The 14244-nt window shown below is 64.9% G+C and carries 10 protein-coding genes; 5 read left to right on the top strand and 5 right to left on the bottom strand.

Annotated features, from left to right (window positions below; genetic code table 11):
• Positions 1 to 20: 20 nt before the first annotated feature.
• Genes TL10_RS06705 through TL10_RS06695 form a run of 3 tightly spaced genes read right to left on the bottom strand, consistent with a single transcriptional unit; the run spans position 21 to position 3476 of the window.
• Positions 21 to 1688: a flavin-containing monooxygenase gene (locus TL10_RS06705; RefSeq protein ID WP_043985031.1), complete on the bottom strand. Its 1668-nt coding sequence runs from the start codon at positions 1686 to 1688 to the stop codon at positions 21 to 23.
• A complete protein-coding gene (locus TL10_RS06700; RefSeq protein ID WP_011895451.1) occupies positions 1685 to 2608 on the bottom strand; it encodes a hypothetical protein in 924 nt (307 codons plus the stop codon). The genes TL10_RS06705 and TL10_RS06700 overlap by 4 nt, the downstream gene beginning before the upstream one ends.
• A gap of 31 nt (positions 2609 to 2639) precedes the next feature.
• Positions 2640 to 3476 carry an SDR family NAD(P)-dependent oxidoreductase gene (locus TL10_RS06695; protein ID WP_043985120.1) on the bottom strand — a complete coding sequence of 279 codons (837 nt, stop codon included), beginning with the start codon at positions 3474 to 3476 and terminating at the stop codon, positions 2640 to 2642.
• A gap of 140 nt (positions 3477 to 3616) precedes the next feature.
• Between TL10_RS06695 and TL10_RS06690 the strand changes: the two genes are divergently transcribed.
• Positions 3617 to 4258: a TetR/AcrR family transcriptional regulator gene (locus TL10_RS06690; protein WP_074243573.1), complete on the top strand. Its 642-nt coding sequence runs from the start codon at positions 3617 to 3619 to the stop codon at positions 4256 to 4258.
• A gap of 147 nt (positions 4259 to 4405) precedes the next feature.
• On the opposite strand, the gene TL10_RS06685 is transcribed toward TL10_RS06690, so the two are convergent.
• Complete coding sequence (locus TL10_RS06685; protein WP_372508921.1) at positions 4406 to 5605, bottom strand: acyl-CoA dehydrogenase family protein; 1200 nt, start codon at positions 5603 to 5605, stop codon at positions 4406 to 4408.
• A 106-nt stretch (positions 5606 to 5711) separates the two neighbouring features.
• Between TL10_RS06685 and TL10_RS06680 the strand changes: the two genes are divergently transcribed.
• The 4 genes from TL10_RS06680 (at position 5712) to TL10_RS06665 (ending at position 12231) form a co-directional block, all read left to right on the top strand.
• A complete protein-coding gene (locus tag TL10_RS06680) occupies positions 5712 to 7313 on the top strand; it encodes an acyl-CoA carboxylase subunit beta (RefSeq protein WP_043985027.1) in 1602 nt (533 codons plus the stop codon).
• Positions 7314 to 7318: 5 nt separating this feature from the next.
• Positions 7319 to 9334 (top strand): ATP-binding protein, encoded by a 2016-nt coding sequence (locus TL10_RS06675; RefSeq protein ID WP_011895456.1) that lies wholly within the window; start codon positions 7319 to 7321, stop codon positions 9332 to 9334.
• A gap of 58 nt (positions 9335 to 9392) precedes the next feature.
• Complete coding sequence (locus TL10_RS06670; protein WP_043985026.1) at positions 9393 to 10547, top strand: acyl-CoA dehydrogenase family protein; 1155 nt, start codon at positions 9393 to 9395, stop codon at positions 10545 to 10547.
• Positions 10548 to 10674: 127 nt separating this feature from the next.
• Positions 10675 to 12231 (top strand): acyl-CoA synthetase, encoded by a 1557-nt coding sequence (locus TL10_RS06665; protein WP_043985025.1) that lies wholly within the window; start codon positions 10675 to 10677, stop codon positions 12229 to 12231.
• 551 nt (positions 12232 to 12782) lie between these two features.
• Here the strand turns inward: TL10_RS06665 and TL10_RS06660 are convergent.
• Entirely contained in the window at positions 12783 to 14084 is a 1302-nt protein-coding gene (locus TL10_RS06660; protein ID WP_043985024.1) for a cytochrome P450, read from the bottom strand.
• Positions 14085 to 14244 lie beyond the last annotated feature (160 nt).

The following is a 14244-nucleotide window of genomic DNA, read 5'->3' as shown; positions in this document are numbered from 1 at the left end:
GTCGCCCGCGACATGGACACTCAAGCGTCTTTCCTCACTCTCGAGGCTGCGCGCTTAGGCGGTACTTTCCCGACGCCCACGTCCAGGATGTCGGCTTTGACGTCAGACCGCGTTGGCAGGGCGCCTGCGCTTTTTCGGCCCTGGGTTACCTTGGCCTTGCGGCCCTGGGCAACCTTGGCCACATTCGAGCCGTTTTGGGCGTGTTCGGTTGGGTGGTGCTCAGTTCGTGCGGTTGTCGGGGTCGTTACATAATCACCCATGTCGACCTTGGACAGTGCGCGCACGAACTGGGTGGCGAAACCGGGGTACATGGTGCCGTTGTATCCGTCATTCGTGAGGTACCAGCTCTTGCAACCCGAATTCCAAGTCGTACTTCCCAACCGCTGCTGTACCTCGCCGTGGTAATTATTTTGCCGATCTTCGCGGACCTCGAGCGTACTGAGATCATTCGCGATGATCGCGCCGATGGCTTTGACGATGTAGTTGATCTCGGCCTCCATGTACACGAGGGCCGAGTTATGGCCGGGCCCTGAATTCGGACCGAAGGTGAAGAACAGATTGGGATAGCCCGCAACGGTGACGCTCCGGTACGCATAGGCGCCCTGGGACCACTCGTCGGAGAGCTCACGACCAGCTGCGCAGATGGGAAAAGGCGTGCCGGCCTTGCATACATCGAAGCCGGTGGCAAAGACGATGCAGTCCACTTCGTGTTCGATGCCATCTGCGGTCCGTATGCCATTCGGCGACAGGGTCGCGATCGGCCATGAGATGAGCTTGCAGTTGTCGCGTTGAAGAGCGGGGTAGTAATCGCTGCTCATCAGCATCCGTTTGCAGCCGGCGCGGAAGTTCGGCGTCAGCTGGCGCCTGAGCCAAGTATCCGATACCTGCCTCCGTAAATTCGCCTTCGCCACCAGCTGGATGCCGGTGGTGACCGGGGTATCCCAGACCATGCCGACGGCCATGAGCTCGTGCACCCAGAACCACGCCTGCCGTGCGGCTTTCTGCACGAGAGGCGCTCGACGAAACGCCGTGCGCGCCCACTGCGGATGGGAGAAGTCGGGCCGAGGGAGGACCCAGCCGGGGGTGCGTTGGAAGACCTTCACCGACCGCGCAGTCTTCACCAGTTCGGGAATGATCTGAACAGCGCTGGCTCCGGTGCCGATCACGGCGACACGTTTGTCGCTCATGTCGTAGTCGTGATCCCAACGCGCACTGTGGATCTTGTGACCATCGAAGGTGTCCAGTCCGCGGATGTCCGGCAGGCTCGCATTCGCCAGCGGCCCACTGGCCATCACTGCGGTGCGCGCCGTGAACTGCGAGCCGTCAGCTGTCTGCGCCGTCCACAGTGCGCTTTCCTCGTCGAACTCCAGACCGGTGACGTTCACTCCGAACCGGATGAAACGCGACAGCGAGTACTTGTCCACCATCGTCTTGATGTAGCCGAGGATCTCGGCGCTGCCCGAATACGCGCGGGACCAGTCCGGATTTTGCTCGAACCCGTAGGAATAGAGCAGCGACGGGATGTCGCACGCCGCGCCGGGATAGGTGTTGTCCCGCCAGGTACCACCCACCTCGTCGGCACGTTCAAGGACAACGAAATCGTCGATACCCTGTTGTAGCAACCGGATTGCGGTTCCCAGGCCGGCGAAACCCGCACCGACGATCAAGACGGTCGTGGTGTCGCTCATCTGGCCACCGGTTCGTAGGTCAGCTCTTCTGTCCACGTCGGTGACTTACCGAGCACCTCGGTGGGGAAGTGGTCGATCGCGGTACCCAGCCGCTGCGAAATGAAATGCAATGGCTGAGAACGCTTGATGCTGGCGGACATGTGAGCCTTCAAGATGTGGTAGCCCGGAACGCGGCGCGTGAACTCACTACGATCTCCGACGTTCTCGTACCGCATCACCGCGTTGTAGAGCTTCTCCTCCGACAATCCCATGGCGTTGAGATTGGTCAACATCCTGGTGAGCAACGGCACGTAGAGGACGCCGCCGAGAAGGATTCTCGGGTCGATGAGCGCCCCCATCGTCTGAGTCGCATGAATGCGCATGGGGCTGGCGCCGAGGTCGTTCAGAACCTGGAATCCCACTGCCAAGTGCCGCGATTCGTCGTTGTTGACCTTGTTGAAGACCTCGGCGCAGAGCGGATCCTGCACCTCGTCGAGAAGGAACTTGAGCAATGCTCCGTCGAGCGCAGTCTCCAAGGCTGGGATCGCCGCTCCGATCACCGTCAGCGGGAGGGCCTCGGCGTATCGGTCGATCCACTCGATGACCAGTCGAATATTCTTGTTCGGCACCGGGATTTCCCCTTCCTCGAGCATCCCCCACCGCTGCATGAGCGCCAGCTCCGCGTTGGCGTGCCGCTGCTCCTCGGCATGGAAATACCGGTAGATGTCACCTAGAGCCTCGAACGGCGCTTTCGGCGCCATGGCGGCGAACGCGCGTGCACCGACGTGTTCTATCCACACCACGTCAGCCATGAACTGCTTCAGTTCGGGCCGCTGCTCATCAGTGATTTTATCGGCGCCCGGCGCATCCCAATCGATGTCGGCCAGCGCCCACTGCCGATTCTTGATCGTCTCGAGCATATCGCTGTATTTGAATGCCATTGGAGTCTCCTTTGTCTTTGTCTGGAATGACTTAGCGCGCGATTCGCTCAACCAAACCGAGCGCACGGGTATACGTGGCAGGCACTGCCCGCTTAAATAACCAGAGAATCTTCGCGTCGACTTGGGGTAGGACGTGCAACTGACCGCGATCGTTCGCGTCCAACGTTTTGCGCGCCACCGATTCCGCCGACACGCCGGTCCACTTCATCAAATTCGTTGCCAGCTTGGCGGCCGACTCCTCAATACCAGGGTTATCGACGATGTTGGTCTTGACAAATGTCGGGCACAGTACAGTCACCGCCACACCAGTACCACTCAGCTCGGCCGCCAAAGTCTCGGATAGCGAGAGCACTCCGGCCTTGCTGACGTTGTAGGCAGCCATCCGAGGCGCCGCTCCGAAACTTGCAGCCGACGCGACGTTGATAATTCCGCCGCTGCCCCTCGCGCGAAGCCGCGGTACGAAGATCTCGCAGCCGTAGATCACTCCCCACAAGTTGATTGAGAGCGTCGTCTCCCAGTCGCGTTTAGCCGTCGCGCCGATGACATTGCCACCGACTCCGATGCCCGCGTTGTTGATCACCAGGCTGGGCGACTCCCCAAACCACTCTTCAGCGCTGTGGGCGAGTTCGCGGACCTGTTCTTCATCGGAGACATCGCACACGATGTCGAGGCCATCACCGCCCGCTTGGACGACGAGACCGACCGTCTCCTTGGCACGCACGGGATCGATGTCGGCGCATACCACCCGCCCGCCTCTGCGGGCGAGCTCTACCGCAAAAGCGCGACCAATTCCACTGCCAGCCCCTGTAACAACCGCGTTCGCGCGGTCACTTCTGCGAGGCGACTTGCCCCACCACAAGAAATCCATCAGTACCGAGTCCTTGGCAGATCGGAGCATGCTGATCCGGTGAACCAAGCCAATCTGCTGCCGCTTGGTGGCAGTGAACACAATTGTGGTCGCATGCCACCAGTTTGGCGGGGGTGCTATGTCTTTGTCAAGATGTATGCGTGCGGACAAAGGCAGCAAGGTGGGGCGGGCGTACAGGCGCCGAACGACGGGCTGACCGGAGGCAGCGCCTAGTCGCCGCCGCAACAGATATCTGGACGGAAAGCGGATGGGCAGCGGTTACCATGCGTGGGGTCTGCTCCAGAGCCGCGCTGAACGACCGCTATTACTATGAGGAGTTCAAGACCCGCGATGAGTTGCTCGTAGCAGCGTGGGACGGTGTCCGAAACCAGATGCTCGGCGAGGTTTCAGCAACGTTTGCCGAACGCGTCGGTCAACCACCTGTCGAGACCATTCGCGCCGCGATCTCGATCGTCGTCCTCCGCATTTCGCAAGATGCCGGCCGAGCCCAGATTCTGCTGACGCAACACGTCGGCAGTTCAACATTGCAAGATCGTCGTGCGGTGGCCTTGCAGGAAGCCACCCAGCTCGTCATGGCCGCCAGCAAGCCGCATCTGAAGCCTGACGCAGACGAAATGGCCTTGCGCATGGACACGTTTGTAGCGGTCGGCGGCTTCGTCGAACTGATCAGCGCCTGGCACGCAGGACTACTCGTCGACGTAAGTCAAGTCGACATCGTCGAACATACGAGCAGACTTGCTGAAACACTGGCTCGCCGCTACGTGGTTGATACGTCTCGCTAGCTGGTACTCGGGATGCAATTTCCCGGTGGCGAAGGCTGCATTGGCCGCAGGGGGCGTGACACACCGTTGACTTACCTTAGAAACGGTGGAAGGTCCGTCTCGTCGACCTGCCAAGCCGACGCTCCTGCTGTCGAATGGCGGCTTCACTCAGAGGCCAATCTGCTTGGCGATGATCTCCTTCATGATTTCGGTGGTGCCGCCCCCGATACCCAGGATGCGCGAATCGCGATAGTGCCGTTCGACCTCGGTCTCGCGCAGATAGCCCATGCCACCGTAGAGCTGCACGGCGGTGTCGACGGCAAGCGCACAGGCTTCCACGGCCTGGTTCTTCGCCATCGAGACCATCCGCACGTCGGTGTCACCCGCGATGATGCGGTCCACGGCGGCGCGGGTATAGGTACGGGCAACGTCTACGGCCGTGGCCATGTCGACGATCTTGTGCCGCACCACCTGTCGGGTGGATAGCGGTCGACCGAAGGTTTCGCGCTGCTTGACCCACTCCAGCGTCAGGTCGAGGCAGCGCTGGGCCGTGGCGTAGCACTGGACGGCGATGAAAGCACGTTCGACTTGGAACTGTTGCATGATCTGCAGGAATCCGCTGCCTTCGGGGCCAACCAGATTGACCACCGGCACGCGCACGTCGCTGAATCCGAGTTCAGCGGTGTCGGAGCACAGCCAGCCCATCTTCTTCAGTGTCCGCGAGACCGCGAAACCCGCGGCGCCACGCTCCACCACGAGCAGTGAAATCCCCGACGGGCCCGGGCCGCCGGTACGCACGGCGGTGGTCACGAAATCGGCGCGGACACCCGAGGTGATGAACAGCTTCGCACCGTTGACCACGTAATGGTCGCCGTCGCGCCGTGCGGTAGTACGGATGCCGGCGACGTCAGAACCGGTGTCGGGTTCGGTGATGCCGAGGCTGCCGATCTTCTCCCCGGCCAGGGTCGGCACCACGAAGCTGCGGATCTGCTCGGGATCGCCCTGCGCGGCCATATGGGGCACTGCGATGTGATGCGTAAGTAGGCTGGCCAGCAAGCCCGAGGAGCCGCCGGCCTCCATCACGGCCTCGGTGAGCAGCACCAGGTCGCGCAGGTCACCGCCGGAGCCACCGATCTCTTCCGCGAACCCGATGCCCAGCAACCCCGCTGCGGCTGCGCGGCGGTGGAGTTCTCTAGGGAGTTCTCCGGCGTCCTCCCAGTCTTGCAGGTGAGGAACGATCTCCTTCTGGGTGAACGACATGGCGAGGTTGCGCAACGAGATGCGCTCGGGCGTCATCCACGGGTCGGCTGCGGCCGCCTCCGCTTCCCGCTGATCCGGCTGTTTCATGTGAGTTGCTCCTGCTGTGATCACTCGGGGACGGCACGATTGCCACGTCGACCCCATTGTCGTCGAATGTTAATGACCGATAACGTAGCGTGTCAGGAGATCGACGTTGATGTCACCTGGAGGAAAGTTGATTGACGTCCTGCCCGACCGGGTCGACACCCGCGCGCCGGTATACCTCGAGAATCGCGAGGGACTCATCGCGCAGCTCCATGCGCTCGCCGAACAGCTGGCGCTGGCCAACGGTGGCGGCGGCGAGAAGTACGTCGCCCGGCACCGTAGCCGCGGCAAGATGCTGGCTCGGGAGCGCGTCGAGCTGCTCATCGACCCCGACACGGCCTTCCTGGAACTCTGTCCGTTCGCGGCGTGGGGCACGAAGTTTCCGGTGGGCGGCAGCGTTGTGGTCGGCATCGGCATCGTCGAAGGCGTCGAGTCGATGATCATCGCGCACGACCCGACCGTGCGCGGCGGAGCCTCGAACCCCTACACCTTCCGAAAAGTGTTCCGGGGCATGGCAGTCGCCCGCGAGAACCGGCTGCCCATCATCAACGTCGTCGAGTCGGGCGGGGCGGACCTGCCCACGCAGGCCGAGATCTTCGTGCCCGGGGGCCAGCTATTCAACGACCTCACCCAGCACAGCGCGCAGGGCCTGCCGACACTGGCGCTGGTATTCGGTAACTCGACGGCAGGCGGCGCGTACATCCCCGGCATGTGTGATTACGTGGTGATGGTCCGCAACCGGTCCAAGGTCTTCCTCGGTGGTCCGCCGCTGGTGAAGATGGCGACCGGCGAAGTGTCCGACGACGAGTCGCTCGGCGGCGCCGACATGCACGCCCGCACCTCCGGGCTGGCCGACTACATGGCCGAGGACGAGCAGGACGCCATCCGGATCGGGCGGCGCATCATGGCCAGACTGAACTGGCGCAAGCTCGGGCCCGGCCCGACACAGCCACCGACCCCCCCGCTGCGAGACCCCGACCAACTCCTCGGGATCGCTTCGGTGGACCCGAAGGTTCCCTTCGACCCACGTGATGTCATCGCCCGAATCGTGGACGGGTCCGCCTTCGACGAGTTCAAGCCGCTATACGGCACCTCGCTGGTCACCGGTTGGGCCTCGATCCACGGATACCCGGTAGGGATCCTTGCCAACGCGCGCGGAATCCTGTTCAGCGAGGAGGCGGAGAAGGCCGCCCAGTTTATTCAGCTGGCGAACCAGATCGACACGCCACTGGTGTTTCTGCAGAACACCACCGGCTACATGGTCGGCGCGGAGTACGAGCAGGGTGGCATCATCAAGGACGGCGCGAAGATGATCAACGCCGTCTCCAACAGCGCTGTCCCACACCTGACGATCGTGATGGGCGCGTCCTACGGTGCGGGCAATTACGGGATGTGCGGGCGGTCCTACTCTCCCCGCTTCCTGTTCACCTGGCCCAACTCGCGTTCGGCCGTCATGGGCCCGGCCCAGCTCGCGGGCGTGCTGTCGATCGTGGCCCGCGAGTCGGCCGCCGACCGGGGGCTCCCGTTCGACGAGGAGGCCGACGCCCAGATGCGCGCTGCCGTCGAGGGCCAGATCGAGCGTGAGTCGTTGGCGCTGGCCAACAGCGGCAGGCTCTACGACGACGGGATCATCGACCCGCGCGACACCCGTACCGTTCTCGGGTTCTGCCTTTCCGTGGTCCACAACAGCGAGATCCGTGGCCAGCGTGGCTACGGCGTGTTCCGGATGTGATGGCGATGCCCGTGATCAAGAAGCTGCTGGTGGCCAACCGGGGAGAGATCGCCCGACGCGTGTTTCGCACCTGTCGCGAACTCGGCATCGCGACCGTCGCCGTGTACTCCGACGCCGACGCCGACGCCTGGCACGTGGACGATGCCGACGAGGCCGTCCGGCTACCGGGTTCCTCGCCGGCGGAGACCTACCTCGACGGTGACCGGGTGATCGCCGCCGCCCTCCTCACCGGCGCCGACGCCGTGCATCCCGGCTACGGCTTCATGTCGGAGAACGCCGGCTTCGCGCGGGCCTGCGCCGACGCCGGGCTCGTGTTCGTCGGCCCGCCGCCGGATGCCATCGACGCGATGGGTTCCAAGCTGACGGCCAAGGCGATGATGGCCGATGCGGGCGTGCCGGTTCTCCCGGGCGGCGACGCGACCGGCCTGGACCCCGACAAGCTGCGCAAGCTCGGCGCCGAGATCGGCTACCCGCTGCTGGTCAAGGCGAGCGCGGGTGGCGGCGGGCGCGGCATGCGGGTTGTCGAGTCGGCCGACGACCTCGACGGAGCCGTGGCCTCGGCCTCGCGCGAGGCGATGTCGGCGTTCTCGGACGGCACGGTGTTCCTCGAGCGGTACGTGCAGCGTCCCCGCCACGTTGAGATCCAGCTGTTGGCCGACATGCACGGCACGGTTGTCTCGCTGTTCGAGCGGGAGTGCTCGGTGCAGCGCCGCCACCAAAAGGTCATCGAGGAGGCGCCCTCGCCCGTCGTCGACGACGACCTGCGCGCCCGGATGGGCGCGGCGGCGGTCGCGGCGGCACAGGCCGTGGGTTACGTCGGGGCCGGAACGGTCGAGTTCGTCCTCGACGCGAACGGCGGCGATGACGACGGGACGTTCGCCTTCCTGGAGATGAACACCCGGCTGCAGGTCGAGCACCCGGTCACCGAACTCGTCACCGGGCTCGACCTCGTGCGCCTGCAGTTGCTGGTGGCGATGGGTCGGCCACTGCCTGCCGAGGTGAGCAAGCCGCGGATCACCGGCCACGCGGTCGAGGCCCGGCTCTACGCCGAGGACCCCACGAAGGGCTACCTGCCGCAGACCGGAACGCTGCGCACGATGCAGATCCCCGACCACGTCGGGGTCCGGGTGGACTCCGGCGTGCGCGACGGCTCGGTGGTCAGCCACCACTATGACGCCATGCTGGCCAAGGTGATCGCCTGGGCGCCCACCCGCGCCGAGGCGCTCGGCGCGCTGTCCGCCGCGCTCGCCGGCGCCCGGATCCACGGACTCACCACCAACCGGGATCTGCTGGTTCGCGTTCTGCGCCACGACGAGTTCGCCGGACGCGGCACCGACACCGGGTTCCTCGACCGCCACGACGTGGCCGACCTCGGCGCAGCCCTCATCGACCGCGACGGGGAGGGCTTGCACGCCATCGCGGCCACACTCGCCCAGGTCGCGGGACGCCGCGCGGCGGCCCCCGTCCAGCCGACGCTGCCTGCCGGGTGGCGCAACAACCCGTCCCAACTGCAGTCCACCGGATGGCTGACCGCCGACGGCCGCGAGCGTCGGGTGGGCTATGCGCTGCTCCGCGACGGCGTCGAGGTCGAAGTCGACGGCAAGCCCGTCGAAGACGTCAGCGTGCTCGTGCAGCGGCCGGACCGGGTGGTCCTGGAGACCGGCGGGGTGCGGCGCGGCTACGACGTCGTCCTCGACGCCGACATTGCCTATGTCGACAGCCCTGCCGGGTCCACTGCGTTTACGCAGGTACCACGGTTCCTGGACCCGAGCGCGCTAAAGCCGGCGGGCTCGCTGACGGCGCCTATGCCGGGTTCGGTGATCCGGCTGCCCGTCGCCGCGGGCGACGTCGTGACGGCCGGGCAGGCGCTGGTGGTGGTGGAGGCGATGAAGATGGAACACACCATCGTCAGCCCAATCGACGGGATCGTCGCCGAGCTTTCGGTCGAGGTGGGTCAGCAAGTGTCCACCGGCGATGCCCTCGCGGTGGTCGGAGCGGCCGCCGGTGCAGATCAGGATTGAGCACCATCGGACCCGTCACCGGCCCCGGTGGCCGGTGACATCGAAGTAGGAGAGCGGTATGGAACTGCACGAGACCGAGGAGCGGCGAGCGCTGCGCAAGGCCGTGTCCGAGATCGCCAAGGACTTCGGGCACGACTACTACGTGGCCAAGTCGCTCGGCGGGGAAAAGAGTTCGGAACTCTGGCACGCCGTCGGGGAACAGGGGTTCCTCGGGATCAACATCGCCGAGGAGTACGGCGGCGGTGGCGGCGGCATCTACGACATGCAGATCGTCGGTGAGGAACTGGCCGCGGCCGGCTGCCCGCTGCTGATGACGGTGGTCTCCCCCACCATCTGCGGCACGATCATCCAGGCTTTCGGCAGCGACGAACTCAAGGCACGCTGGCTGCCGGGCATCGCCAGCGGCGAGGTCATCATGGCGTTCGCGATCACCGAGCCGGATGCGGGCTCGAACTCGCACAACATCTCCACCTACGCCAAGCGCGTCGGCGGGGATTGGATACTCAACGGCACCAAGTACTACATTTCCGGCGTCGACGAGGCGGAGGCCATCCTGGTCGTCACCCGCACCGCGACCGACGACCGCGGACGCGGACGGCTGAGCCTGCTCGTGGTCCCGACCGACGCGCCCGGGCTGACCAAGACCCTCATCCCGGTACAGGCGGTGACACCTGAAAAGCAGTTCACGCTGTTCTTCGACGACGTGCGGGTGCCGGCCGAGAACCTGATCGGCGCGGAAAACGACGGTTTGCGTCAGGTATTCATGGGCCTCAACCCCGAACGCATCATGGGCGCCGCCCTGGGAAACGGCATCGGCCGCTACGCGCTGGACAAGGCCTCTGCCTACGCGCGCGAGCGCAAGGTCTGGGACGTGCCGATCGGAGCCCACCAGGGCCTGTCCCACCCGCTTGCGCACGCTAAAATCCAGCTGGAGCTGGCCCGGCTGATGACCCAGCGGGCGGCCTCATTGCACGACGCCGGCGATCCCGGTTCCGCGGAGGCGTCGAACATGGCCAAATACGCTGCGGCCGAGGCGGGCATCCTCGCCCTCGACCAGGCGATCCAGACCCACGGCGGCAACGGGTTGGCCACCGAGTACGGGCTGGCCACTCTCTGGGGCCCGGCACGGCTGATGCGGACCGCGCCGATCAGCCGAGAGATGATCCTCAACTACGTGGCACAGCACAGCCTCAACCTGCCACGATCGTACTGAGCATCCTTCATCCGTTCCTGTCCGCTTCCGTCTACCAAGACGGACAGTGGTGATCGGTCGCCCGCCGGGGCCGGGTCCTGCCTTAACGAGCATTTGTCAACCAAAACTGCCGAGGAGGCAAATCAACATGGATCGCGGTATCGGTCAGTGGGTCACCAAACGGGCCTTCCTCAACGGGCAGCGCACAGCGCTCGTCCAAGGTGACACCAGCTTCACGTACTCCGACTTCGATCGGCGCACCAACCAGGTGGCCTCGAGCCTGTTGCGTCTCGGTGTCCGTAAGGGGGACCGGGTGGCCATACTGCTGGTGAACTCGGTCGAGTTCCTGGAGGTCCTCCTCGGCTGCGCGAAGATCGGCGCCATCACCATCCCGATCAACGTCCGGCTCGCCGGCCCGGAGATCGGCTACATCCTCGCCGACTCCGGCGCCGACGTGTTCGTGTTCCACGCGCCGCTAGCAGCGGCGGCGGTCAGCGCGCTGACCGAGCCTGGGGTCCGGGTCCGCCACACCCTCCGGGCCGGGGGCGCCCCGGCCGACGGCGAGATCCCCTACACCGACCTGCTCTCCGACGGTGCGCCCGCGCCACTCGACAGCGACGTCGAGGGCCGCGACCCCGCGTTCATCATGTACACCTCGGGCACCACCGGCCGCCCGAAGGGCGCCATCCTCACCCACGACAACCTACTGTGGAACGCCATCAACGTGCTGGGCGCCGAACAAGGCCTGACCGGCAGCGACGTGACTGTCGCAGTCGCCCCGATGTTCCACATCGGCGGGCTCGGGGTACATACGTTGCCGTTGCTCTACGTCGGCGGGACCAGCGTGATCCTGCCGTCGTTCGACCCGGTGGGCACGCTCAAGGCGATGGCCGAGAGCCGGGCCACCGTCCAGTTCATGGTGCCGGCGATGTGGTCGGCGCTGACCCAGGTGCCCGACTTCGACTCCTACGACCTCTCCGCGCTGCGTCTGGCCATGGGCGGCGGCGCACCGATGCCGCTGACTGTCATCGACTTCATGCACCAACGCGGAGTCCCCTTCACCGAGGGATTCGGGATGACCGAGACCGCCCCCATGGTCTCGGTCTTGGACGCCGCCAACATCACCACGCGGGCCGGGTCGATCGGCCGGGTCGCCATGCACGTCGATGCCCGAATCGTCGACGCCGACGACCGGGACGTCCCGGCCGACACCGTCGGCGAGCTCCTGGTGCGCGGACCCAACGTGTTCGTCGGGTACTGGATGAAGCCGGCGACCACCGCCGAGGCCTTCCGGGGCGGCTGGTTCCACACCGGCGATCTCGGCCGGATCGACGTCGACGGCTACATCACGCTCGTCGACCGCAAGAAGGACATGATCATCTCGGGCGGGGAAAATGTCTACCCCATCGAGGTCGAGCAGGTGCTGTTCCGTCACCCCGGTGTGCTCGACGCCGCGGTCGTCGGCGGTCCGGACGACAAGTGGGGTGAGCGCGTCGTCGCCGTGGTGGTGGCCGACCCAGCCGCCGAACAGGTACCCGGCGCCGACGAACTGATCGCCTGGTGCCGCGAACGGCTGGCGCATTTCAAGTGCCCGCGCGAGGTGCACTTCCTTGCCGAGCTGCCCCGCAACGCCACCGGCAAGCTCCTCAAGACCGAGCTGCGCAGGCGATTCACCGGTGTCGAGGGCGGCGTCGTCCAGCGCTGAGGCACGACACCGGAGGCGGAGCTCGGGTTTGGGAAGTGTTGTCGCGACGAGTAGCCAAGGTCACCGCTGCAAATAGCTGAAGATGTTATTTGTCGCTAACGTTTAGAGGCGCAGGGTTGGGACTTGTCGGCCGAGACAACCGGGAGGAACACGACATCCGGCATGTGTTGCGGGTGGGTCTTGCCATGCGCTCGCCTGTCACCTTGCGATAGGTGCTTGAGCGTCCCTGACGCCCATGAGCTTCGGCGAAAGGGGGGTGCTTCAGTGTCGTACGGCGGCGACCGACGACTCCACCCGATCAGCCTTCCCGCAGTAGAGCCCGGTGGCAGCGTCGAAACATGAATCGGACTCGGACCACGAGGCCCGAGACATCCGGATCGCCGTCGGTCACCACACCCATCCGTCCGAGACTACCGGTGTTACTACGCTGCGAGGAGTACCGCGGTCGACTGCGGCCAAGCCCACGCTCTGGCGTGGCGCACCCAGCTGAGATCCACCGTCACCGATTACGCGTTGATTCACGCATCGGTTTCTCGGACAGTCCTCGTTCATCACCGCGCGGGTGTCAGCCGAATCGGCAGATAAGTGGTGCCCCGAAGTGAGCTGTTGGTTGACCAGGTGGCCGAACCGGCCGCTGCGATGGCCGAGGCTTGGGAAGTGAGTTCGCGGAGCACCGCCTGGCCCTCCATGCGACTGAGGGTTGCTCCGATGCACATGTGAACGCCGTAGCCGAATGCGATGTGATTGCGCGGATTTCGGTCAGCGCGGTAGGTATCGGGATCCTCGAAGACCTCAGGGTCGCGATTGGCCGCGCCGAATGCCAACAAGAGCCGCGACCCGCTCGGGATAGTCACCTCGCCGACCCTGTAGTCGGTGCGAGTGTAGCGGTACAGGTTTTGGATGGGCGCCGAGTACCGCAGCTGTTCCTCGACAGCGCTGGGGATCAGGTCGGGATCGTCTCGGATCATGGCGAACTGATCGGGGGCGTGGGCAAGGGTGTCGAACATCCCGCCGATGAGGTTGGTGGTGGTTTCATTCCCAGCGAATAACAGGAGCATCGCGATGAAGAAGAGCTCGTCGTCGGAGAGCTTGCCGTCCTCGTTGTTATCGACGAGCCGACCCAGTACGGTATCTGACCCCTTGAGCTTGCCCGAGGCCAACTGATCCTTGAAGTACCGGCGCAGTGCCGCAATCGCCCGAACCCCCTTGAGCCCCTGCCGCAGCCCGGCGGGGCTCACGCCGGCATTGATGACGCCGACACCGTCTTCGGACCATGATCGGAAGTTCTGGACATCTTCGGGCGGAATCCCGATTATGTGCGCGATCATTCGGATGGGCAAAGGCACGGCGAGGCGCTCCATAACGTCGCAACCGGGGTTGGCGACGACGTCGGCGACGAGTTCTTTGGCGAGTTGGTCTGCCATCCCCTGCCAGTCGCTCATAGCTCCCCTGGTGAACCCGGGTTGAACCTGTTTGCGAAGCCGGGTGTGGTCATCGCCGTCGGTGAGCACCAAGATCGGTGCCGAGATCTTCATTCGGGTGACGCCCTGGCTACTTGTGACGGCGTCGGTGTCGCGTAGGGCTGCTCGGATGTCTTCGTGTCGGCTCAGAATGAAGGTCGCACGTTTGGGGTTGTAGTGCACCCGCCCTCCGGCGTGCAGCGCGCGATAGGCATCGAATGGCTGCGCCGCGGTCGCTGGATCGAGTGGATCGTAATCGGTGTTTACCGCACCGGTCCATCCTGCATAGCCACGGCGCCGGACCCGTACGGCCGCAGCAATGTTCATTCCGACAGCCGCCACCACCGGTGCCCCGATTTGCCGCACCGCGCTATCCGAGAGCCATCTACTCATCGGTAGTCCCCGCTAAGGTCGCCGGACGGTTGGTGCCTGAGCGCGCTGCGCAGTATGTCATGGCATCAAGGCTGGCCAACGGCGATCCACCGCGTCAATGGTGCGGCAACAGTTGATAGGAAATCGTCTGCCCTCGGCGGGTCTGGATTATCACTATAGA

The sequence above is a fragment of the Mycolicibacterium llatzerense genome, from assembly GCF_000878195.1.
In the GTDB taxonomy this organism is placed as follows: domain Bacteria; phylum Actinomycetota; class Actinomycetes; order Mycobacteriales; family Mycobacteriaceae; genus Mycobacterium; species Mycobacterium llatzerense.
Note: the sequence above shows the minus strand (reverse complement) of the source record. Positions and strands in the feature narration are given on the sequence as shown.

Excerpts from the sequence above, each read along its gene's own strand:
- TL10_RS06675 (WP_011895456.1), top strand. The coding sequence starts at position 7,319 with ATGCCCGTGATCAAGAAGCTGCTGGTGGCCAACCGGGGAGAGATCGCC.
- TL10_RS06695 (WP_043985120.1), bottom strand. The coding sequence starts at position 3,476 with ATGGATTTCTTGTGGTGGGGCAAGTCGCCTCGCAGAAGTGACCGCGCG.
- TL10_RS06660 (WP_043985024.1), bottom strand. The coding sequence starts at position 14,084 with ATGAGTAGATGGCTCTCGGATAGCGCGGTGCGGCAAATCGGGGCACCG.
- TL10_RS06670 (WP_043985026.1), top strand. The coding sequence starts at position 9,393 with ATGGAACTGCACGAGACCGAGGAGCGGCGAGCGCTGCGCAAGGCCGTG.
- TL10_RS06665 (WP_043985025.1), top strand. The coding sequence starts at position 10,675 with ATGGATCGCGGTATCGGTCAGTGGGTCACCAAACGGGCCTTCCTCAAC.
- TL10_RS06705 (WP_043985031.1), bottom strand. The coding sequence starts at position 1,688 with ATGAGCGACACCACGACCGTCTTGATCGTCGGTGCGGGTTTCGCCGGC.
- TL10_RS06700 (WP_011895451.1), bottom strand. The coding sequence starts at position 2,608 with ATGGCATTCAAATACAGCGATATGCTCGAGACGATCAAGAATCGGCAG.